Origin of the sequence: Prauserella muralis (assembly GCF_003202285.1) — a bacterium.
Taxonomy (GTDB): Bacteria; Actinomycetota; Actinomycetes; order Mycobacteriales; family Pseudonocardiaceae; genus Prauserella_B; species Prauserella_B muralis.
The window spans coordinates 1,326,771-1,350,425 of sequence record NZ_MASW01000001.1 but is presented as its reverse complement, the minus strand read 5'-3'; the positions used below and the strand labels follow the sequence as shown (position 1 = coordinate 1,350,425).

Below are 23,655 nucleotides of genomic sequence, written 5' to 3'. Positions count from 1 at the left end.
GTGAGGCCTGGTCCATCGTGACGAACTTCGCGTTCACGGGCCGCTACGGGCGGCGTAGTTAAGATAGCCTAACCTCCGCTACTGGGAGGTGACGGGCATGCCAACCGGCCGGAGCGTCCTCCGGGACGCCATCGCCGGCCAGCGCGGGCTGCTGGCCGGCGCATCGGCACTGGGGTCGGCGCACCAGGGTGGTGAGGCGCTGATCCCCGTGATCATCGGCGTGGTGATCGACCAGGCCGTGTCGGCGGGTTCGCTGGGCTCGCTCGTGCGCTGGCTGGTGGTGCTCGGCGTCGTGTTCGCCGCGCTGTCCTTCAGTTACCGGTTCGCGGCGCGGGCCGCCGAGCGTGCTGCCGAACAGGCGGCGCATCGGCTGCGGCTGGCCGTGAGCGAGCGGGTGCTCGACCCGCGCGGCGGTGCCGAGGCAGGCAGGCTGCCCGGCGCGCTGGTCAACATCGCCACCGGAGACGCCAAGCGGGTCGGCGCGGTGAACTCGGTGCTGCCCTTCGCGGTCGCCGGGCTGGTCGGCCTGCTGATCAGCGCCGTGCTGCTGCTGCGCATCTCGGTGCCGCTCGGACTGCTCGTGCTGCTCGGCACCCCGCCGATGCTGGTGCTGGCACACCTCATCGGCAGGCCACTGGAGCGGCGCAGCGGCGTGGAGCAGGAGCGGGCCGCCCACGCCTCGGGTGTCGCGGCCGACCTCGTGTCCGGCCTGCGCGTGCTCAAGGGCATCGGCGCGGAGGCCGCCGCGGTGGCCCGCTACCGGCGCACCAGCCGCGACTCGCTCGCGGCGACCCTGCGCGCGGCCAGGGCACACGCCGGGCACGACGGCGCGATCCTCGCGCTCACGGGCATCTTCATCGCGGTGGTCGCGCTGGTCGGCGCCAACCTGGCCGCGAGCGGCGACATCACCATCGGCCAGCTCGTGGCGGCCGTCGGGCTGGCGCAGTTCCTGCTCACCCCGTTCCAGATCTTCGCCTGGGTCGGGGGCCAGCTCGCGCAGGCGAGGGCGTCGGCGACCCGCATCGCGTCGGTGCTCGCCGCGCCGCACGCCGTCCTCGGCGGCGACGGCAGCCCCGCCGAGGACGGGCCTGGCGCGCTGCGCCTGCGCGCCGTGACACACGGCCCGCTCACCGGCCTCGACCTCGACGTCGCGCCCGGTGAGCTGCTCGGTGTTGTCACCATCGATCCTGCGGTGGCGACGCACCTGCTCGCCTGCCTCGGCAGGGAGACCGATCCGGAGTCCGGGTCGGTGGAGCTGGACGGCCGGCCCTTCGCCGAGCTGGACCCGACGGCCCTGCGCGGAGCCGTTCTCGTCGCGGCGCACGACGCCGACCTGTTCGAGGGCAGCCTGCTGGACAACGTGGTCACCTCCGGCCGCGACCCGGAACGGGCGCTGGCCGCCGCGGCCGCCGACGAGGTCGCCGAGACGCTTCCGCAGGGCGTGCACACGATGGTCGCCGAGCGGGGCCGGTCGCTGTCCGGCGGGCAGCGGCAGCGGGTCGCGCTGGCCAGGGCGCTCGCCGCCGATCCGCCCGTGCTCGTGGTGCACGACCCGACCACGGCCGTGGACGCGGTCACCGAGGCGCGTATCGCGGGCGAACTGCGGGAGATCCGGCAGGGCCGCACGACCGTGCTGGTGACCACCAGTCCCGCGCTGCTGGCCGTCACCGACAGGGTGGTGGTGCTCGACGGGGGCACGGTCTCGGCGGAGGGCACCCACGCCGAGCTGGTCCACGCCGACGAGGACTACCGGACGGCGGTGCTGTCATGACCCGGGAACGTGAGCTGGACCGCGAGCTGCTGCCGACCGCGACCGGCAGGCGCACGGCGGCCGCCGTCGGCGAGCTGCTGCGCCCGCGCCGCCTGCTGGCGGCCGGCGCGTTCACCGTGCTCGTCGCCGCGACCGCGGTCGGCCTGCTCACCGCGCCGCTGCTCGGCCACATCGTGGACGTCGTGGCCCGCGGAGGCAGCGACTTCACGGTCCCCGTGCTGGCGCTGGTCGGCGTGGCGCTGGTGCGCGGCGCGGCCAACGCGTGGGGACTGTCGCTGGTGTCGCGCCTCGGCGAGAGCATGCTGGCGACCCTGCGCGAACGGTTCGTGGAGCGCGCACTCGCGCTGCCGCTGGAGCGGGTCGAACGCGCCGGGGCGGGCGATCTGACCTCCCGCGTCACCAACGACGTCGCGATGATCGCCAGGTCCGTGCGCGAGGCACTGCCCGAGCTGGGACGCTCCGTGCTCACCATCGTGCTGACCCTGGGCGGGCTCGCGCTCCTCGACTGGCGGTTCCTGCTCGCCGCGCTGCTGGCGGCCCCGATCCAGCTCTACACCGTGCGCTGGTACGTACGCAGGGCCATCCCGCTGTACGCGAGCCAGCGGGTCAAGGACGGCGCCCAGCAGCAGCAACTGCTCGACACCGTCGGCGGTGCGCGGACGGTCCGCGCGTTCCGGCTCACCGAGCGGCACGTCGGCCGGGTGCGGCGGCGCTCGCAGGACGTCGTGGACATCACGATGCGCGCGACGCGGCTCGTGACGCGGTTCTTCTCCCGGCTCAACCTGGCGGAGTTCGTGGGCCTTTCGGCCGTGCTGATCGCCGGGTTCGTCCTCGTCGGCAACGGCAGCGCCACCATCGGCACCGCCACCGCCGCCGCGCTGTACTTCCACAGCCTGTTCAACCCCGTCAACGCCGCGCTCGCGCTCGTGGACGACGCGCAGTCGGCGGCGGCCAGCCTCGCCCGGCTCATCGGCGTCGCGGATCTGCCCGGCGAGCAGGAGCCACGGCACTCGGGCACTCCGGTGGACGCGTCGGTGAAGGCGGCCTCGCTCGGCCACGCCTACGTCGCGGACCACCCCGTGTTGTCCGATGTGGACCTCACGGTGGAGGCCGGGGAGCGGGTGGCGCTGGTGGGCGCGAGCGGTGCGGGCAAGACGACGCTGGCGAAGCTCATCGCGGGCATCCACCTGCCCACTGCGGGCTCGATCGCGCTGGGCGGGGTGGAGCTCGGCGAGCTCGGCCCCGCGGCGATCCGGCGCACGGTCGCGCTGATCAGCCAGGAGGTGCACGTCTTCGCCGGTGCGTTGGCCGACGACCTGCGCCTGGCCAGGCCCGAGGCCACCGACGAGCAGCTGCGAGAGGCGCTGGCCGCCGTCGGCGCGCTGCCCTGGGCGGAGGCCCTGCCGGACGGGCTGTCCACCGTGGTGGGAGAAGGTGCGCACCGGCTGACCGTGACGCAGGCGCAGCAGCTCGCGCTGGCGCGGCTCGTGCTGGCCGACCCGCCGATCGCGATTCTCGACGAGGCGACCGCCGAGGCGGGCAGCACCGGGGCGCGGGTGCTGGAACGGGCTGCCGACCAGGCGCTACGGGGCAGAACGGGACTGGTGGTCGCCCACCGCCTGACGCAGGCCGCCGCCGCGGATCGCATCGTGGTGCTCGACGCGGGCCGGATCGTGGAGACCGGCACGCACGACGAGCTGGTGGCGGCGGGCGGACGCTACGCCGCGTTGTGGGAGGCGTGGTCGGACACCCGGCAGCAGCCCGGCTGACCCGCGAGTCCTGCGTCCAGGCCCGCGAGTCCTGCACTCAGGCCCGCGAGTCCTGCGTTCAAACCCGCGAGTCCTGCGCTGGCGGTGAACGGCGGAGCTGGGCCGCGGCACTCGCGGGTCACACGACGATCGTCAGTGCCAGGGCCAGGATCACCGCGCTGGAGATCAGTGCCGTGGCCAGCCTGCCGCGTCTGCCGGTAACCAGGTGGCCGACGAGCGAACCACCCGTCGCGAGCACCAGTTGCCAGCTGGCGGAGGCCGCGAACGCCGCCAGCACGAACACCGCCGCCGTCGCCGGGGTCGCGGCGACCGTCGCCTGTCCGCCCAGAACCAGCGCCGCGAAGTAGACGACCGTGGCCGGGTTCAGGACCGTGATACCCAGCAGCGACAGATAGGCGCGCAAGGGCGAGGTGACCGTTCCGGCCACCGTGCCGTGCGCGGACTCGCCCGCGCGGTAGCGCCGCACGCCGGTGGCCGCGACCAGGACCGCGAGCCCGCAGAGCACCACGGCCGACGCCCAGCGCAACAGAGCCGCGATCGGGGCGATGGCGTCCGTCAGCGCCGAGCCGCCGACGACGGCGGCCAGCGCGTAGCCACCGTCCGCGGTGGCTACGCCGAGCGCCGCGCAGGCGCCGACCCACAGCGAGGTGCGCGCGGTCAGCGAGACGAGGTACACGCCGACGGCGCCCACGGGAATGGCGATGCCGTACCCGGCGGCCAGCCCCGCGACGAGCGCGGCGATCACGCGCGTGAGCGAGTAGCCCTCCACGGCGGCCGCACCTGCTGCGCGACCCGCGCACAGACGGCGGCAGTCGGCGGCAGCGGGCGTGCTGGAGTGGAAGTCATGACCGGTATCGTGCAGGCCGTACGTGCACCGCGGCAAATGCTTTCGCCCACCCTCGCTGGTCAACACCCCGCCGCCGCCGGCTGGCGATGACCTGAGTGCAGAACTCGCGGGCCTGAGTGCAGAACTCGCGGGCCTGAGTGCAGGACTCGCGGCCGGGTCAGCGGATGCTGGCCGGGCGCAGGTCCGTCCAGTGCTCCTCGACGTAGGCCAGGCACGCGTCCTTGCTGTCCTCGCCGAACACGATGCGCCAGCCCGCGGGCACCTCGGCGAACGACGGCCACAGCGAGTGCTGCTCCTCGTCGTTCACCAGCACGTAGAACCGGCCGTCCTGGTCGTCGAACGGGTTGGTCATCTCCGCCTCCTCGTCATGTCCTCGACAACGGTCCGCAGCTCGTCCGCCAGCCGTTCCACGGTGGCGGGGTCGAGCACGTCCCGCGCGTACGTCAGGTAGCAGTGCACGTCGCCGCCACCGCGCGGCTCGTAGAAGCTCAGCGTGAGATCCGCCTTCGCCACCGGCGCCTGCACGGCGGTCAGCGCACCGTGCCCGCCTTCCAGCTCGGCGAGGCGCGCCTGCTCGTGGTGCACCATCAGCACCCGCGGCCGCCAGCCGACGGCCTGCTCGACCTCGGCGAACGGCACGTCCTGGCGTTCCAGCGCCTCCAGGTTCGCCGCGCGCACCCGGGCCAGCAGCTCCCCGACGCCCGGCGACCCGGACATGTCCGTGCGCAGCACCACCGTGTTGAAGAAGCAGCCCACCAGATCGGCGAGCGCCTCCTCGGTGCGGCCCGCGACGATCGTGCCGATCGGCAGGTCCGTCCCCGCGCCGTTGGCCGACAGCACGGTCGCCAGTGCCGCCTGCAGCACCATGAACATGCTCGCACCGTGCGCCCGCGCGAGCCGGTCGACGTCGGCGTGCAGCTCGGCGTCGAGCGTCAACGGCACCGTGCCCGCGCCTCGCACACCGCCCGCGCGCTCGCCCGGCAACGACAGCCGCGGCGCGTCCCGCAGCCGCTGCCGCCAGAACTCCAGCTGCTCCTCGCGGCCCGGCAGGGCCGACGACCAGCGTGTGTAGTCGGCGTAGCTCACCGGCAGCGGCTCCCACCCGGGCTCCGCGCCCGCGAGCCGCGCCGTGTACGCGGCGCTCAGATCACGCAGCAGCGGCACCACCGACCACTCGTCCACGGCCAGGTAGTGCATCGCCAGCAGCAGCGCCTCGCCCGCGTCGCCGCGCAGCAGCGTCACCCGCACCGGGGGCTCCCGGGTCAGGTCCTGCGTCTGCGCGGCCAGCTCGGCCAGCCGGGTCTCGACGTCCGCACCGGACTCCACGCGCAGCTCCGGCGGATCGGTGAGCTCCTGCCGCTGCCCGGCGAACCGGGTGCGCAGCGGCTCGTGCCGCAGGGCCACATCCCGCCAGGCCGCCGCCAGCGCCGCGGCGTCGAAGCCCTGCCGCGAACGCAGGGCGAGCGCGTGGTCGAAGCCGGGATGCTCGCGGTGCAGCGTCCACTGCCAGCGCTGCACCGGCGCCAGGGGCAGGTGCTCGGGCCGCTCCCCGTGCTCCAGCACCGGCCTGCTCGCCGACGCGCCGTCGAGCTTCGCGGCCAGCCCGGCCACCGTGGGCGCGTCGAACACGTCGGTGATCGTCAGGTCGACGCCGAACGCCGAGCGGATGCGCCCCAGCAGCCGCATCGACGCCATCGAGTGCCCGCCGAGCTCGAAGAAGTCGTCGTGCACGCCGACCCGGTCCAGCTCCAGCAGGTCGGCGAACAGCCGCGCCAGCGTGTGTTCCTCGGGCGTACGCGGCCGTGCGTCGCCGGTGAGCGACGCCCAGTCGGGCGCGGGCAGGGCCCTGCGGTCGAGCTTGCCGTTCGGCGTCAGTGGCAGCGGCCCTTCGAGCCAGGTCACCAGCGCCGGGACCATGTACTCCGGCAGCCGGGTGCGCAGGTGCTCGCGCCAGTCGAACTCCTCGTCCGCCACCACGTAGGCCGCCAGGCGCACGACGTCGCCCCTGCGGTCGGCGATCACCGCCGCCTGGCCGGCAGCCGGGTGCGCGGTGAGCGCGGCCTCGATCTCGCCCGGTTCGATCCGGAAGCCCCGGATCTTCACCTGGTCGTCCACGCGGCCCAGGAAGTCGAGGGTGCCGCCGGCCCCTCTCCCGCCACCGCCCAAACGGAGACGCTCCGCGTCCGACTCAACCGTGCGCCAGCGCGCCCTGTCCCCCGTGCGGTACAGCCGGGAGCCGGGCTCGCCGAACGGGTTCGCCACGAACCGTTCCGCCGTCAGGCCCGGCCTGCCCAGGTAGCCCCGCGCCAGGCCGCGCCCGGACACGTACAGCTCGCCCGCCACCCCCGGCGGCACGGGCCGCAGCCGCTCGTCGAGCACGTAGCAGACGGTGTTGGGGTCGGGCCGCCCGATCGGCACCGGCCCCTGCCAGCCTCGCTTGGCGGGCCACAGCGTGGAGTTCACCGTCGCCTCGGTGAGGCCGTAGGCGGCGATGAGGTTGACGGTGCCCGCCCAGCGGTCGATCAGGTCCGGCGGCACCGTCTCCGTGCCCACGAGGATCGTCGAACCGCGCGGCAGCTCGCATCCGGCAGGCAGCGCCGACACCAGCGACGGCGGCAAAATCATGTGCGTGATCGCCTGCTCGTGCAGGAACTCGGTGAGCGCCTGGCCCGCCACGCGCGCCTCGCCGGGGATCAGCACCAGGCGCCCGCCGTGGCACAGCGCCATGGCCAGCTCGAACACGAACACGTCGAACCCGATGGAGGCGAACTGGAGCACGTGCGAGTCGGGCTCGAGGCCCATCCGGTCGACGGCCGTGGCCACGAGGCTCGCGATGCCGTCGTGCGGCACGACGACGCCCTTCGGCCTTCCGGTGGAGCCGGACGTGTAGATCACGTACGCCGCCTGGTCCAGCGACGTCACGGCGATATCCACATCGGACGCGTCGCGGTCGATCTCGCCGTCGAGCGCCAGCAGCGGCGCCACGTCCGGCACCGCGGAAGCCGCCTCGGGGGTGGTGACCACCAGCCGCGCGCCGGAGTCACCGATCAGGTAGGCCAGCCGCTCTCCCGGATGGGTCAGGTCCAGCGGAAGGAACGCCGCCCCGAGCTTCACCGTCGCCAGCACGGTCGCCACCGTGTCGATCGAACGCGGCACGGCGACGCCGACGACGCTCTCCGGGCCAACGCCACGGTCGGCGAGCAACCGCGCGATCCGGTTGGCCCTGGCGTTGAGCTCGGCGTAGGTGACCGACGCCGAACGCTCCACGACGGCCACGGCGTCCGGCCGCTCGGCCACCCGCCGCGCGAACAGCTCCGGCAGCGACGCCTCGTCCACCTCGCGCCGCGTGGCGTTGAAGCCCTCCAGCACGAGATGCCGCTCGTCGTCGCCGAGCACGTCGATGTCCGGCACCGGCATCTCCGGCCGCGCGGCCACGGCCCGCACCAGCGCGTCGAGCCTGCGGGCAAGCCGCTCGACCGTCTCGGCGTCGAACAGCTCCGTGCTGTACTCCAGCCGGCAGCGCACCCGGCCGGTGTCGAGCCGGTCGGTGAAGCTGAACACGAGGTCGAACTTCGCCGTCTCCGCCGCGAACGGCACGAACTCGGCCGCCAGTCCCGGCAGGGTCAGCGGCTCGCCGGACCGGGCGTGGTAGCCGACCATCACCTGGAACAGCGGGTTCCGCGCCAGCGACCGGACGGGGTTCAGCCGTTCCACCACGGCCTCGAAGGGCACGTCGGCGTGCGAGAACGCGGCGAGCGCGGTGTGCCGCACCCGGCGCACCAGCTCGGTGAAGCTCGGCGCGCCGGACAGGTCGGTGCGCAGCACCAGCGTGTTCACGAAGAACCCGACGAGGTCGTCGAGCGCCTCGTCGGTGCGCCCGGCGATCGGTGCCCCGAGCGGGATGTCGTCGCCCGCGCCCACGCGGTGCAGCAGCGCGGCGGCGGCCGCGTGCAGCACCATGAACATGCTCGCGCCGGTGTCCTGTGCCAGCGCCCGCAGCCGCTTGCAGGCGTCCGGATCGAGCTCGATCTCGGTCTCGGCGCCGCGGAACGCGGGCCGCCCCGGCCGCGGCCGGTCGGTCGGCAACGGCAGCTCCTCCGGCACACCGTCCAGAGCGGACTCCCAGTAGGCGAGCTGGTCGTCGGCGACGGCGTCGAGCACCTGCTGCTGCCACAGCGCGTAGTCCGCGTACTGCACCGGCAGCGGCTCCCACTCCGGCGCGTGCCCGCCCAGCCTGGCGGCGTAGGCCGCCGACAGGTCGCGCAGGAACGGCCGGTCGGACCACTCGTCGGTGGTGATGTGGTGCAGCACCAGCACGAGCAGGTGGTCGTCCTCGGCGACCCTGGCGATCGTGCACCGGATGGGCAGCTCCCGCGCCAGGTCGAACGGCCGGTTCACGGCCGCGCGCACGAGCCCGGGCAGCTCCGTCTCGCGTGCAGAAACCACCTGGACCTCCGGCGCGGCGGCGGCCACCACCCGCTGCCAGGGCACCCCGTCGTGCTCGGTGAACACGGTGCGCAGCGCCTCGTGCCGGGCCACCACGTCACCGAGCGCGCGCCGCCACGCCTCGGTGTCGAGGCTTCCGCGCAGGCGCACCACGAGCGGGAAGTTGTACGCCGCCGACGTGTGCTCCATGTTCTGGATGACCCACAACCGCTGCTGTGCGGGCGAGGCGGGCAGCTCGGCGGGGCGGTCGGCGGCCACGAGCGCGGGGCGGGCCGGGGTGCCCGCGCGGCCCGCCAGCTCGGCGACGGTGGGCGCCTCGAACAGGTCGCGGATCGCCAGCTCGGCCCCCAGCGCCGACCGGGCCCTGCTGACCAGCCGCGTCGCCAGCAGCGAGTGCCCGCCGAGGTCGAAGAAGTTGTCGTCGATGCCCACGCCCGGCACGTCGAGCAGTTCGGCGAACAGCCCGCACAGCAGCTCCTCCTCCGGCGTGCGCGGTGGGCGGCTCGGGCCCCTGTCCTCCGTCTCCGGTGCGGGCAGTGCGCCGACGTCGAGCTTGCCGTTGACCGTGAGGGGCAGGCGCTCAACGCGCAGCACGGCGGCCGGGACCATGTAGTCGGGCAGCCGCGCCCTGAGGTGCTCGCGCCACTCGATGTCGCCGTCGGCCACCACGTAGCCGACGAGCCGGTTCCCGCGCACCACCACGGCGGCGTGCGTGACGTCCGGGTGTGCGGCGAGCGCGGCCTCGATCTCGCCCAGCTCGACCCGGTAGCCCCGGATCTTCACCTGGTCGTCGGTGCGGCCGAGGAAGTCGATGATCCCGTCGGGCCGTCGTTTTACCAGGTCACCGGTGCGATACATCTGGGATCCCGGCTCGCCGAACGGGTCGGCCACGAACCGCTCCGCCGTCAGTCCTGGCCGGTCGTGGTAACCGCGCGCGAGGCCGACCCCCGCGATGTAGAGCTCCCCTGGCGTGCCGGGCGGCACCGGGCGCAGGTACGGGTCGAGCACGTACGCGCGGGTGTTCCGGATGGGCCTGCCCACAGCGGGCGTCGCACTGTCCATCGTGGACGCGCCGAGGGTGTTGATGGTGTACTCGGTGGGCCCGTACAGGTTGTAGCCGTAGGTGCCCGGCGTCTCGGCGAGCGCGCGCCACACACCCTCGGACACGGCCTCACCGCCGAGCAGGACCAGCGGCGGCACCCGGCGCGCGAGCAGCCCTTCCTCGATGAGCAGCTGCGCGTACGTCGGGGTCACGTTGACGACGTCGATGCGGTGCTCGTCGCAGTAGGCCACCAGCGCCTCGGCGTCGCGCCGCAGCTCCTCGTCGCAGACGTGCACCTCGTGGCCCTCGACGAGCCACAGCAGCTCCTCCCACGACATGTCGAAGGCGAACGAGACCGTGTGCGCGATGCGCAGCCGCCTGCCGCCCGCCGACGCGATGGCGGGGCCGAAGATGGCCTCGCGGTGGTTGAGCTGCATGTTCGTCAGGCCCCGGTAGGGCGTCACCACGCCCTTGGGCTTGCCGGTGGAGCCGGACGTGTAGATGAGGTAGGCCGGGTACTCCAGCCGGTGCGGCACGTCACTGGCGAACGCGGGCCGCTCGTCGTCGCCGATCGGCGCGCTCGGCAGGCCGTCCAGCTCGGCGCGCACCTCGTCGAGCAGCGGCGCCGTCAGCACGAGCAGCGGGTCGGCGTCCTCGATCATCAGCCGCCTGCGCTCGTCCGGATGGTCGAGGTCCAGCGGCAGGTACGCGGCACCGGTGCGCAGCACGGCGAACAGCGCCACCACCATGTCGATCGAGCGCGGCAGCTCCAGCGCCACCACGCGTTCCGGCCGCGCGCCGCGCGCGAGCAGGAACCGGGCGAGCCGGTTGATGCGCGCGTCGAGCTCGGCGTAGGTGAGCCGGTGCTCGCCGAAGACCAGCGCCGTCGCCTCGGGTGTCCGCTCCGCCTGCGCGGCGAGCAGGTCTGCCACGGTGTCGTTGCCGATCGGCCGGTCCGTCCACTCGGCGGCCAGCGCCTCGCGCTCGCGGGGCAGCAGCAGGTCCAGCGTGCCCACCGGCGCGCCGAGGTCGCCGGCCAGCCGCTCCAGCAGTGTCGTGAACCGCTCCAGCACCGCGGTTGCCCGCTCGGTGCCGAACAGGTCGGGACGCGCGGCCAGCGTCACCCGCAGCCGTTCCTCCGGCGTGACGATGAGCGTCAGCGGGAAGTGCGTGCCGTCCACGTTGGACACCGCGGTGACGCCGTGGCGCTCCCGCAACCGCTCGAGCCTGCTCTCGCCGTCGTCGGTGCGGAGCACGAACAGCGTGTCGAACAGCTGCCGGTGGCCCGCCTCGAGCTGCAGCCGCCCGAGCCCGACGTACTCGTACGGCATGACCGCGGCCCGCTCGGACTGCACGCGGCGCAGCAGGTCCAGCACCGGCTCGCGCGGGTCGAACGCGATGCGGGCGGGGATGGTGTTGAGGAACATCCCGATGGCGTTGCCGACGTTCGGCACCTCGGCGGGACGGCCTGCCACGACCGCGCCGAACACGACGTCGGTGCGGCCGACCATGCTCGACAGCGTCAGCCCCCACGCCGTGCTGAGCAGCGTGTTCAAGGTCAGCCCGTGGCGGCGTGCCTCGGTGCGCAGCCGCTCGCCCGCCTCCGCGGGCAGCACGACCTCGTGGTCGACCGGGATCACCGGCTCGCGCGACCGGTCGGCGGACGCCACGAGCGTCGGCTCGGCCAGCCCGCCGAGCGCGCGCCGCCACGCCCGCGACGCCGCGTCGTCGTCCTGCACCGCCAGCCAGCCGAGGTAGTCGCGGTAGGAACCGGGCTCGGCGAGCCCGCTGTCGTCGCCGTCGCGCTCGTACAAGGCCAGCAACTGTTCCAGGAACAACCACGCCGACCAGCCGTCCCACAGCACGAGGTGGTGCGTCACCACGAGCCGGTCACGCCCCCCGGGCAACCGGATCAGCAACAGCCTGCACAACGGCGGCGTGGCCAGGTCGAACCGCTGCCTGCGGTCGGCGGCCAGCAGCTCGTCGACCTCGGTCTCGCGCGACACCTCCACCTCGCGCAGCGGCACCGCGCAGCCGTCCACGAGGAACTGCACCGGCTGCGGCAGCCCGTCGCTGGTGAACCCGGTCCGCAGGCTCGGGTTGCGGGCGAGCAGTGTCGCGCACGCCGTACGCAGCCGCGCCGGGTCGAGCCGGTGGTCGAAGTCCAGGCACTCCTGGGAGACGTAGACGTCCAGGGCACCGGTGTCGTAGCTGGCGTGGAAGTACAGGCCCTCCTGCAACGGTGAGAGCGGCCAGATCTCGCGCACCTCGTGCGGGGTGAGCGCCCGCACCCGGCGCCACTGCTCGGCCGTCAGTTCGACCCGCCCCGCGTCCGCCGGGATCTCCCGCACTCCGTCGCCGGCGTGGACGGCCAGCGCGGCCGGGGTGCGATGCTCGAACACGTCGCGCGGGCTGACGTCCAGGCCCCGGTCGCGGGCCTGCGTCGACACGGCGATCGAGGTGATGCTGTCGCCGCCGAGCACGAAGAAGTCGTCGTCCGGCCCGGCCTCCGGCAGGCCGAGCACCCCCGCGACGATCTCGCACAGCAGCGCCTCGCGCGCGTCGCGCGGCGCCTCGCGCGGCCCGGTGGCGCGCTCCGGCGCGGGCAGCGCGCTGACGTCGAGCTTGCCGCTCGGCGTCAGTGGCAGCGCGTCGAGCACGACGAACGCACCGGGCACCATGCTCGCGGGCAAGGCGTCGGCGAGGCCCTGCCGCCAGCCGTCGACGTCCGGCTCGGCCGTGGGCACGACGTAGCCGACCAGCGCGCCGTCGCGGGCGGCGACGGTGGCCTGCGCCACGCCGGGCAGCCGCGCCAGCGCGGCCTCGATCTCGCCCAGTTCCACGCGGTTGCCGCGGATCTTGACCTGGCGGTCGGTGCGGCCGAGGTACTCGACGGCTCCGTCCGCGCGCCTGCGCACGAGGTCCCCCGTGCGGTACATCCGCCCACCCGTCACCCGGCCACCGCCCCCCATCGACGCACTCCGTGCGACGGCGTCCTCAGGCGAGCCGAAAGGGTTCGCGACGAAGCGCGACGCCGTGAGCCCCGGCCGGTCGTGGTAGCCGCGCGCGAGCTGCACGCCCTCCAGGTACAGCTCGCCGGGCGCTCCGTCCGGCACCGGCCGCAGCAGCGGGTCGAGCACGTGCAGCCGGGTGTTCCACACCGGACGGCCGATCGGCACCGAGACACCGCCGTCGGCGTCCGAGTACGGATGCCACGTGACGTCCACGGCGGCCTCGGTCGGCCCGTACAGGTTGTGCAGCGGCACGCCGGTGAGCGCGTCCCAGCGGGCCGCCGACTCGGCGGGCAGGGCCTCCCCGCTGCAGAACACGCGCCGCAGGCTCGCCGGCCACTCGCCGCGTGGCACGGCCTGGAGGAACGCGGCCAGCATCGACGGCACGAAGTGCAGCGTCGTGACCCGTTCGGCCTCGATGAGCCCGGCCAGGTACGCGGGGTCGCGGTGGCCATCGGGGCGGGCCAGCACCACGGCCGCGCCCTCGAGCAGCGGCCAGAAGAACTCCCACACCGACACGTCGAAGCTCGACGGCGTCTTCTGCAGCACGCGGTCGTCGGCGGCAAGGCCGTACTGGCCCTGCATCCACGCCAGCCGGTTGACGATCGCCCGGTGCGTGACGACGACGCCCTTGGGCCGCCCGGTGGAGCCGGAGGTGTAGATGAGGTAGGCGGGCTGGTCCGGGTGCACCGGGTCACCGGACGGCGCGGCGACGTCCTCGCCGTCGACCGCCAGCCGCTCGACGTCGCCGGGCAGCTCGGTGCCGGGCAGCGTGACGGCCAGCCGGGCCCCGGAGTCGGCGAGCATGAACGCGATCCGCTCGGCCGGGTAGTCCAGATCGACGGGCAGGTAGGCGGCACCGGACTTGAGCACTCCCAGCAGCGCCACCATGAGCTCCGCCGAGCGCGGCACGGCCACGGCCACGACCCGCTCCGGGCCCGCGCCCCTGGCCCGCAGCCGGGCCGCCAGCGCGTCCGAACGCCGGTCCAGCTCCACATAGGACAGCCGGGTGTTCTCGAACACCACGGCCGTCGCGTCCGGAGTCCGGGCCACCTGCTCGGCGAACGCCGACACGAGCGTGCGTTCGGGCACCTCGTGCGCCGTGTTGTTCAGCTCCGCGATGCGCTCGCGCTCCGGCGCGGACAGCACGTCCAGGGCCGCCACCGGACTGGCGGGCTCGGTCAGCGCGGCGAGCACCCGCAGGTAGCGCTCGGCGACGTCGCGGGCGAACGCCTCGCCGGTGCGGTGCTTGATCTCCAGCCGCAGCCGCTGCCCGGGGTGGGCGATGAGCGCCAGCGGGTAGTGCACGGCGTCGAGCACCCGCACGTCGTCGAACACGCCGGGTTCGGCCGCGGCGGGCTGGTTCTCCACCACCACGAGCGTGTCGAACAGGTCCCCGCCGCCGCGCTGGATGTCGGCGAGGCCGAGATGCTGGTGGTCGAGCAGCGCGGACTGCTCGTCCTGCCAGCGCCGCAGGGCGGTGCCGACCGTGTCGGCCGGGTCCAGCCGCAGCCGGGCGGGCACGGTGTTGATGAACAGGCCGACGGCGTTCTCGATGCCGTCGACGTCCGCACCGCGCCCGGAGACGGTGCTGCCGAACACGACGTCGGTGCGCCCGGTGAGCGCGCCGAGCAGCAGGCCCCAGGCGCCGTGCAGGATCGTGCTCAGGGTCAGTCCCTCGGCACGGGCCACCTCGCCGAGTGCTCCGGCGAGCCGTTCGGGCATCTCGACGGCGAGGCTGCCGGGTGGGGCGGGTGGCGTGGCGACGAGCCGGGTGGGTTCCGCGTCCGCCAGCGCGGCCCGCCACGCCCGCTGCGCGGCCACGCGGTCGCGGGTCGCCAGCCACGCCAGGTAGGCCCGGTGGTCGGGAGCGGGCGGCAGGTCGTCGGTGGCCAGCTCGCGCAGCAGCACGGACACCGACCAGCCGTCGGCCACGATGTGGTGCAGGGTGAGCACGAGCGTCGCGCCGCCGACCAGTGTGGCCCGCAGCAGCGGCGGCGCGCCGAGGTCGAAGCCCCGCGCGCGGTCCTGCTCCAGCGCCGTGTCGAGGTCGTCGGCCTCGCGCCAGGGCAGCTCGGCGTGCTCGGGGATGCGCTGCACGACCCGGCCGTCGGGCAGCTGCCGGAACCCGGCGCGCAGCAGCGGATGCCGGTCGAGCAGGCGTTGCAGCCGCGCCCTGAGCACGGCGGGGTCGACGCCTCCGGCGAGCTCCAGCACCTCCTGCACGACGTAGGAGTCGTCGTCGGGGCTGACCGTGGCGTGGAAGTAGAAGCCCGGCTGCAGCGGCGACACCGGCAGCGCGTCGTCGTCCAGCTCGACCCGCGCGGCGGCGTCCGGGGTGCCCGCGACGGCGGCGAGCGCCGCGACGGTGCGGTGGCCGAACACGTCGCGCGGGGTGATGGCGAGCCCGGCCCTGCGGGCCCTGCTGACGAGCTGGATGGCGACGATGCTGTCGCCGCCGAGCTCGAAGAAGCTGTCGTGCACGCCGACCGACGGCAGGTCCAGCACCTCGGCGACCAGGGCGGCGAGCGTGTGCTCGGCGGGCGAGGCCGGTTGGGCGTCGCCCGCGAGCGCCGTCCAGTCCGGCTCGGGCAGGGCCGGTTTGTCGATCTTGCCGTTGGGGGTCAGCGGCAGCGGGCCGTCGAGTGCGACCACCACGCTCGGCACCATGTACTCGGGCAGGCTGCGCGCCACGAACGCCCTCGCCACGGCCGGTTCGGCGTCGCCGACGACGTAGCCGACGAGCCGCTTGACGCCCCGGTGGTCCTCCCGCACGACGACGGCGGCCTGTGTGATCTCGGGATGCGCCATCAGCGCCGACTCGACCTCGCCGGGCTCGATGCGGTAGCCCCGGATCTTGACCTGGTTGTCGGCCCTGCCCAGGAAGTCGAGGTTCCCGTCGGCCCTCCATCTCACCCGGTCGCCGGTGCGGTACATCCTGCTGCCCGGCGGCCCGAACGGATCGGCGACGAACCGCTCCGCCGTGAGCCCCGGCCTGCCGCGGTAGCCGCGGGCGAGGCCGCGCCCGCCGACGTACAGCTCACCGACCTCGCCGACGCCCACCGGCCGCAGCGCGGCATCCAGCACGTAGGCGCGCGTGTTCGGGTCGGGCCGGCCGATCGGCACCGGTCCCGTCCAGTCCTGCTCGGCGAGCCACAACGTCGAGTTGACCGTCGCCTCGGTGAGCCCGTAGGCCGCCACCACACGCAGGCGCTTGCCCCAGCGCGCGACCAGCTCCGGCGGCACGGTCTCGGTGCCCACCACCAGCACGGCGCCCTCGGGCAGCTCGCAGTCCGGCGGCAGCGCGGCCACCAGCGACGGCGGCAGGATCATGTGCGTGGCGCCGTGCTCGGCGAGGTACTCGGTGAGCTCCGGCCCGGCGACCCGCCGTTGTGCGGGCACGACGATGCTGCGTCCCCCGACGCACAGCGACATCGTGAGGTCCCAGACGGCGACGTCGAACCCGGCCGAGGCGAACTGGGCGACCCGGCTCGTGGCGTCCACGCCGAGCCGGTCGACGGCGGTGGCGACGAGGCTCCCGATGCCCTCGTGCGACACGACGACGCCCTTGGGCCTGCCGGTGGAGCCCGAGGTGTAGATGACGTAGGCGGCCGCGTCGAGCGGGATCGGCAGCCCCAGGTCGCCGTCGTCGTAGGCCGCCAGCGCCGCGTGATCCAGAGTGGACAGCGTGAGCGTCGCACCCGCGTCGGCGACCAGGTAGTCCAGCCGCTCGCGCGGGTGGTCGGTGTCCAGCGGCAGGTACGCCGCTCCCGCCTTGAGCACGCCGAGCAGCGCGACCACGAGGTCGGCGGAGCGCGGGAGCTCCACGGCCACGACGTCCTCGGAGCCCACGCCGCGTTCCCGCAGGTGGCGGGCGAGCCGGTTGGCGGAGGCGTTCAGCTCGCGGTAGGTCAGCGTCTCGTCCTCGCACACCACCGCGACGGCGTCCGGGGTGCGCGCGACCTGCCGCTCGAACGCCTCCGGCCAGGTCAGCTCGTCGACGGCGCGTTCCTCCACGCCGAACGCGGCGGGCCGGGCGAGGTCGAGGGTGCCGAGCGGCCGGTCCGGCGCGGTGAGCAGGGCGTCCAGTGTCGCGAGGAACCGGCGCTCGTGCTCGGCCAGCTCCTCCTCGTCGCAGGCGCCGTCCAGCTCGATCAGGAGGCCGTAGTCGGCCCACCGCTCGCACAGTGTCACCGACAGGTCGGTGACCGGGCCGAGGGCGAGGTCGCGGAAGTCGACGGCAAGGCCGCCGAACCTCAGGGTCCGGCTGAAGCCGATGTAGTTGGCCGTCGGCCCGACGAGCTGGGCGAGCCCGTCGGCGAAGCCCAGCTCCCTGGCCAGGTCCTCGCCCCGGTAGCGGCTGTGCGCGGTCAGCTCGCGGACACCGGCGTCCACGGCGGCGAGCAGCTCGGCCGGGGTGGTGTAAGGCCGCACGGTCAGGCGCAGCGGCAGGACGTTGGAGGCCATGCCCGGCGCGAGGCGGGCCTGACCGGTGCGGGCCGGGACGGGCACGCCGAGCACGATGTCGGTGGCCCCGGTGGCGCGGTGCGTGTAGGCCGCGACGGCGGCGAGCGCGACGCGCGAGAGCCGCACGCCGTGCCGTTCACCCAGGTCCCGCAGGGCGTCGGTGCGCTCGCGCGACAGCTCGGTGGTCCGCCGGAGGACCTCGGCCCCGGTGCCGCGCCCGACGAGCCTGGCAGGCTCGGGCCGGTCGGCGAACCTGGCCAGCCAGTGCTCGCGGTCCACTGTGTATCGCTCGGACGCGCGGTAGCCCGCGTCCGCGTCCGCGAGCGCGCTGAGCGGCGCGAACGTCGGCTCTTCCGTGCCGTCCACGTAGAGCTGTCCCGCGCGCTGCGTGACGAGCAGGCAGCCGTAGGCGTCCATCACCAGGTGGTGGTAGCGCTGGTACCACCACAGCCGGTCGTCGGCGAGCCGCAGCAGCGCGTGCGCGAACAGCGGACCGCGTTCGACGTCGGTGGGAACGCGGCGCTCGGCGCGCATCCAGGCCGTCGCGGCGGCCTCCGGGTCCGCCTCGCCGCGGAAGTCGAGCAGGCGCGGCTCCGGGTCGGCCGGAGCGGGCACCTGGCGGGGCGTACCCCCGATGCCGGGAAACCGCACGTGCACGCTCTCGGCCTCGGCCACGGCCTGCCGCGTCGCCGCGGTGAGCCTGCCGAGGTCGACCTCGCCGTGAACGTCGAGATACCAGGCGATGTTGTAGAGCGGGTCGTCCGGTGCGATCTGCTGAGCCAGCCAGATCCCGGACTGCGCACTGGTGAGCGGAGCACCCGACATCGGGGGACGCCTTTCGTTCTTACTTGCCCGACTGGCCGGTCAGCCGCGGCACCATCTGGTCGATGGCGTAGGGGATCGACAGCACGGTGTTGAACGAGAACGCGGCGCCGATGTCCGGGTTCTCGTACGGCACGAACAGGTCACGGCCCTGCTGGTGCACCTTCAGCCGCTGGTACAGCGGCTCGGCCTTGATGCGGTCGTTGGCCTCCTCGCTGGAGGTGACCCACACGAGCCGGTCGGTGTCGAGCACGTCGAGCTGCTCGGAGCTGAGTTCGGCGACGTTGGCGCCCTCCTGCGCCAGCTCGTCGATCTTCGGGTCGAGCTTGAAGCCCATCTCGCGGAAGAAGATCGCCTTCGGGTCGGAGCTGGTGAACGCGGAGTAGATGCCGGGCTCGAAGCTGTCGGCCACGGTGAGCGTTTCCTCGGCGAACTCGGGGTGCTGCTCGCGCACCTTCGCGAACTTCTGGTCGGTCTGCTCGATCAGGTCGTTCATCGTGTCTTCCCTGCCGAGCGCCTTGCCGATGGGCCGCGCCATGTCCTTCCACGGAGCCGCGTAGTCGGGGTAGCCCTTCGGCTGCGCGACGACGGGAGCGATCTGCGAGAGCTTGTCGTACTGCTCCTTCGTCATGCCCGAGTACTGGGCGATGATGACGTCGGGCTGCAGCTCGGCGACCTTCTCCATGTTGTACTCGTCGCGCTCGCCCACGATCGCCGGCTGCGTGCCGCCCCAGCGCTGCTTCGTCCACGGCCACTTGCCGTACGGCCGCTCCTTGAACCAGTCCACGACACCGACCGGCTTGACACCGAGTGCGAGCACGGCGTCCTGGTCGGACAGACCGAGGGTGACGACCTTCTTGGGCTGCTCGGTGATCTCCGTGGTGCCGTACTTGTGCTCGATGGTCACGGGGAACGCGCCGCTCTGCGCCGCAGGCGACGTGTCACCGCCACTCGGCTCCTCGCCGGAGCCGCCGCACGCGGCCAGCACCACGCCGAGCACCAGCGCCAGCAGCGCCGCTGGCAGGCGCAGGCGCGCCTTCGCCGGCTTCCCAGTATTCGCAGACATCGGGGTCAACCTTCCTGTTTTCCTGACAGAACTGGCAGGGACGGACCCGGACGGCGCTGTCAGAGCGCGCGCCCGCTTCCACTGACCGCGTACTGCGCGGCAGGCCTGATCTCCCCCAGCGAGGGCCGTCGGTCGAGGATCGAGCGCAGGATCTCGCCCGACCGCACGGCGTTGTTGGACAGCAGCGACGACGTGATGCCGTGCGTGTGCTCGGTTCCGCCGCCCTGCAGGTAGACACCGCCCACGACGTCGGGGGCGGTGCGCACGCGGTAGTCCCGCTCGACGAGCGGCCTGCCCTGCTCGTCGCGCAGGCAGTGGCCCGCGACCTCGCCGAGCAATGGCGCGAAGTCGCCGGGGCGGTAACCGGTGGAGTAGACGGCCACATCGGCGTCGAGCACCGTGCGCTCACCGGTGGTGAGCGAGGCGACGGTGATGCGCAGGCCGTCGCCGGTGTCGGCCACCTCGGCGGGCTCGGAACAGTTGAAGATCCGCAGCCGCTCGGTACCGAGCACCTTCTCCCGGTAGAGCCGCCGGTAGAGCTCGTCGATGAGCTCGAGGTCCACCACGGAGTAGTTCGTGTTGGCGTGGTAACCCATGATGCGGTTCTTGACCTCGTCCGGCGCGCCGTAGAACTCGTCCACCGCGCCGGGATCGAAGATGCGGTTGGCGAACGCGCTGTCGTCGGAGGGGCTGTAGCCGAAGCGGGAGAACACCGCGCAGACCTCGGCGGCGGGAAAGCGCTCGTGCAGGAACGCGGTGACCTCGGCGGCGCTCTGGCCAGCGCCGACCACCACGAACCGGGACGCCTCCGACACCTCGCCGACGCGGTGCAGCAGCTCGCTGTTGTGCCAGATCCGCTCGGACGGCGGCAGCTCCTCCGGAAGATACGGTTCGAGCCCGGTGGCCACCACGAGGTTGCGGGCCCGGTGCACCTCGCCGGAGGCCGACTCGACGTCGAAGAAGACCACCCGGTCGCCGTCGTGCACGGGCCGGACGGCGACCACGTCGTGCTGGTAGGAGACCATGTCGTCCACCTGCGCGGCGGCCCACTCGAAGTACTCGTGGAACTCCACCCGCAGTGGGAAGAGGTTCTTCTGGTTGACGAAGTCGACGAGCCTGCCGCGGTCGTGGAGGTAGGCCAGGAAGCTGAACCTGCTGGCCGGGTTGCGCAGCGTCACGAGGTCCTTGAGGAAGGACACCTGCATGGTGGCGTCCTCGATGAGCATGCCCCGGTGCCAGCCGAACCGTTCCTGCCGCTCCAGGAAGTGCGCGGTCACCGGGCCGTCGGCGCCCCCGCCGTTGGCCGCGTTGTGCTCGGCCACCGCGATGGCGAGCGCCAGGTTGGACGGCCCGAAGCCCACGCCCACCAGGTCGTAGACCGGAGTACCGTCCTTCAGCAGTGCCTGTGACATGAGCTGTCCCATCGCCGACTTCACCCAGACGCAGGCAACCCTAACCTAACTAAGGGCAGCCTCAGTTAGTACATTCGTGGGTGATCCTTATCCCTCCGGCGCAGGGTTGTCAGATTAGGTAAGCCTTGCTTCACTGTGGCGGTTTGCGTCGCGTTTGCCGTCGAGGGACCGGAGGAACGATGCGGGTCGTCATGTTCGGCTACCAGACCTGGGGCCACCGGACACTACGAGCGCTGCTCGACTCGGAACACGAGGTGGCGCTGGTGGTGACGCACCCGAAGTCCGACCACGCCTACGAGCGGATCTGGGCCGACTCCGTCGCCGACCTGGCCGCCGAGCACGGCGTCGAGGTGGCACTGCGCAACCGGCCGGACGCCGAGCTCACCGCGCGGCTGCGCGAGGTCGAGCCCGACCTCATCGTGGCCAACAACTGGCGGACCTGGATCCCGCCGGAGATCTTCACGCTGCCGCGGCACGGCACGCTCAACGTGCACGATTCGCTGCTGCCCGCCTACGCGGGCTTCTCGCCGCTGATCTGGGCGCTCATCAACGGCGAGAAGGAGGTCGGCGTCACCGCGCACATGATGGACGACGAGCTTGACGCGGGGCCGATCGTGCTGCAGAAGGCAGTCGAGGTGGGCCCACGCGACACCGCGACGGACCTGTTCCACAAGACCGTCGACCTCATCGAGCCCACGGTGTCCGAGTCGCTGGCGCTGATCGCCTCCGGCCGCACGGACTGGACGCCGCAGGACCGCACGAAGGCCAGCTTCTTCCACAAGCGCTCCATCGAGGACAGTCGCATCGACTGGACCTGGCCCGCCGAGGACATCGAGCGCCTGGTGCGCGCGCAGTCCGACCCGTACCCGAACGCGTTCACCTTCTACCAGGGCGAGCGCATCCACATCCTGCGGGCATCGGTGTCGCGGGGCCGCTACGGCGGCACGCCGGGCCGGATCTTCATCCCCGAGGGCGACGGCGTCGTGATCGTCGCGGGCGCCGACGCGCGCTACGGGCAGAACCACGGGCTCGCCCTCGAACGCGTCCGCACCGACGACGGCGCCGAGCACGCGGCGACCGACTTCTTCCGCACGATGGGCGGCTACCTCACCGCGCGCCCGTGACATTCAGTGGCGGAAGGAGTGGCAACACCTGCTGCGACGCGTGCAGAGCCGGGTTGCCACGCAGGCGGCGGCGCACCGGGGCAGCGCCGTCGACGAACTGATCGCCGATCGGCGTGCTGAGGCGGCCAGGGACGACCGGAGCCCGGACGCAACGGTTGCCGGTACGCCCGGAGAGGGCACCCGCGGGTCGGGTGGGGCATGACTGCCGTGCTCGACGGCCGCGCCGCGCTGGCGTTGCTGCGTGCCGAGCCCGGGCATGAGCGAGTGGCTGAGCCCTTGCCCGGCTCGGTGATGTCGGCGCTGAACGACTCGGGGTCGTGCAGCGGCTCGTCCAGCTGGGCAGTGCCACAGCCGATGACGACGCGGCCGCACTCATTGCCCTGGACATCCGCTGAGCACCCGAGAGGACCGACTCCGGGCGCTACCCGGCGGGTCAGACGCGGACCAGCATCTTGCCCGTGTTGGCTCCGGCGAGCAGGTCGAGGAAGGCCTGCGGGGCGTTGCGGATGCCCTCCACGACGGTCTCCGAGTACTTCAGCCCGCCGTCCCGGACCAGCGGCGCGACCTCCTCCAGGAAGCGCGGCCGCAGGTCGTAGTGGTCGCCGACGAGGAACCCGCGCATCGTGAACCGCTTGGCGATGACCTGCGTCAGGTTCCGCGGCGCCGAGGGCGGCTCCGTGGCGTTGTACTGCGAGATCATCCCGCACACGGCGATCCGGCCGTGCAGCTTCAGGGCGTCGATGGCGGCCTCGAGGTGCTCGCCGCCCACGTTGTCGAAGTAGACGTCGATGCCGTCCGGCGCCGCCTCGGCGAGCTGCTCGGTCACCGGGCCGTCCTTGTAGTTGAACGCGGCGTCGAAGCCGAGCTCGTCGACCAGCCAGCGCACCTTCTCCGCCGAGCCCGCGCTGCCGACCACCCGGCTCGCGCCCTTGCGCTTGGCCAGCTGGCCGACGACGGAACCGACCGCGCCCGCCCCGCCGGAGACGAACACCGCGTCGCCCTCACGGAACGCCGCGACCTCCATCAGCCCGGCGTACGCGGTCAGCCCCGTCATGCCGAGCACGCCGAGGTAGGTGGTGACCGGCGCGGCGTCGGGGTCCACCCTGGCGACATGCCTCGGGTCGAGCACGGCGTGGCTGCGCCAGCCGAGGCCGTGCAGCACCACGTCCCCGGGAGCGAATCCATCCACATCGGACTTCACGACCTCGCCCAGCGCGCCGCCCTGCATGACCTTGCCGACCTCGTACGGCTCGGCGTAGCTCTTGGCCGAGCTCATCCGGCCCCGCATGTAGGGGTCCACGGAGAGCCAGATGTTGCGCACCAGCAGCTGCCCGGCGCCGGGCTCGGGCTCCTCGACGTCCACGACGGAGAAGTCGTCCAGCGTCGGCGTGCCGTGCGGGCGGGAGGCGAGCCGGATCTCCGTCGCGGTCATGCGGACTCCTTCGCCGTCGCGTCGAGGTTGGCGAGCACGTCGTCGTAGATCCGCTTGAGCCCGCCGGGCGCGAACGTCTTCTCGAAGAAGCCGCCGATGCCGCCGGCCCCCTCCCACTCGGTCTGGATGCGTACGAGGCTCCGCTCACCGGCCTCGCGGACCGTCCACGTGGTCACCATGCTGGAGTTGGCGTCGGTCTCCACCAGCGTGCCCGGCGCCGGCTCGCTGACCGTGGCCGCGACATCGCGGACGCGCTTGGACGTCGCCTGCAGCGTCCAGCGCGCGACCGTGCCCGCACCCGTTCCGCCCTCGCTGACCTGGTAGTCGCGGTAGGCCTCGGTCAGGATCTTCGGGCGGGTTTCGGTGTAGTCCGCGACGAGCGCGCGCACCCGGTCGGCGGGCGCGTCGATCGTGCGCTCGGCCGTGGCCGTGACCTTTCCCATGTG

10 protein-coding genes are annotated in these 23,655 nt (G+C 73.2%); 3 read left to right on the top strand and 7 right to left on the bottom strand.

From position 1 onward, the window contains the following. Window positions 1-97: 97 nt before the first annotated feature. Together BAY60_RS07405 and BAY60_RS07400 are read left to right on the top strand one after the other, a co-directional pair. Window positions 98-1,771 carry an ABC transporter ATP-binding protein gene (locus BAY60_RS07405; RefSeq protein ID WP_112280018.1) on the top strand — a complete coding sequence of 558 codons (1,674 nt, stop codon included), beginning with the start codon at window positions 98-100 and terminating at the stop codon, window positions 1,769-1,771. Next, on the top strand, window positions 1,768-3,540 hold the full coding sequence (locus tag BAY60_RS07400; protein ID WP_425466447.1) for an ABC transporter ATP-binding protein: 1,773 nt from the start codon (window positions 1,768-1,770) through the stop codon (window positions 3,538-3,540). The genes BAY60_RS07405 and BAY60_RS07400 overlap by 4 nt, the downstream gene beginning before the upstream one ends. A gap of 118 nt (window positions 3,541-3,658) precedes the next feature. On the opposite strand, the gene BAY60_RS07395 is transcribed toward BAY60_RS07400, so the two are convergent. From BAY60_RS07395 to BAY60_RS07375, 5 genes are all read right to left on the bottom strand, one after another. Next, window positions 3,659-4,309 (bottom strand): LysE family transporter, encoded by a 651-nt coding sequence (locus BAY60_RS07395; protein ID WP_425466446.1) that lies wholly within the window; start codon window positions 4,307-4,309, stop codon window positions 3,659-3,661. 235 nt (window positions 4,310-4,544) lie between these two features. Then, window positions 4,545-4,739 carry an MbtH family protein gene (locus BAY60_RS07390; RefSeq protein ID WP_112280017.1) on the bottom strand — a complete coding sequence of 65 codons (195 nt, stop codon included), beginning with the start codon at window positions 4,737-4,739 and terminating at the stop codon, window positions 4,545-4,547. Continuing rightward, window positions 4,736-18,178, bottom strand: a complete 13,443-nt coding sequence (locus BAY60_RS07385; protein WP_112280016.1) for a non-ribosomal peptide synthetase — start codon at window positions 18,176-18,178, stop codon at window positions 4,736-4,738. Before BAY60_RS07385 ends, BAY60_RS07390 begins: the two co-directional genes overlap by 4 nt. A 19-nt stretch (window positions 18,179-18,197) precedes the next feature. Continuing rightward, entirely contained in the window at window positions 18,198-19,241 is a 1,044-nt protein-coding gene (locus tag BAY60_RS07380; protein ID WP_112280015.1) for an iron-siderophore ABC transporter substrate-binding protein, read from the bottom strand. A 59-nt stretch (window positions 19,242-19,300) separates the two neighbouring features. Next, window positions 19,301-20,653, bottom strand: a complete 1,353-nt coding sequence (locus BAY60_RS07375) for a lysine N(6)-hydroxylase/L-ornithine N(5)-oxygenase family protein (protein ID WP_112280779.1) — start codon at window positions 20,651-20,653, stop codon at window positions 19,301-19,303. Window positions 20,654-20,832: 179 nt separating this feature from the next. On the opposite strand from BAY60_RS07375, the gene BAY60_RS07370 reads away from it, so the two are divergent. Beyond that, window positions 20,833-21,777 (top strand): methionyl-tRNA formyltransferase, encoded by a 945-nt coding sequence (locus BAY60_RS07370; protein ID WP_112280014.1) that lies wholly within the window; start codon window positions 20,833-20,835, stop codon window positions 21,775-21,777. A 433-nt stretch (window positions 21,778-22,210) separates the two neighbouring features. Here the strand turns inward: BAY60_RS07370 and BAY60_RS07365 are convergent, their stop codons facing one another. Beyond that, entirely contained in the window at window positions 22,211-23,209 is a 999-nt protein-coding gene (locus BAY60_RS07365) for an NADP-dependent oxidoreductase (protein WP_112280013.1), read from the bottom strand. Further along, on the bottom strand, window positions 23,206-23,652 hold the full coding sequence (locus tag BAY60_RS07360) for an SRPBCC family protein (protein WP_112280012.1): 447 nt from the start codon (window positions 23,650-23,652) through the stop codon (window positions 23,206-23,208). The genes BAY60_RS07365 and BAY60_RS07360 overlap by 4 nt, the downstream gene beginning before the upstream one ends. Between the last annotated feature and the right edge of the window lie 3 nt (window positions 23,653-23,655).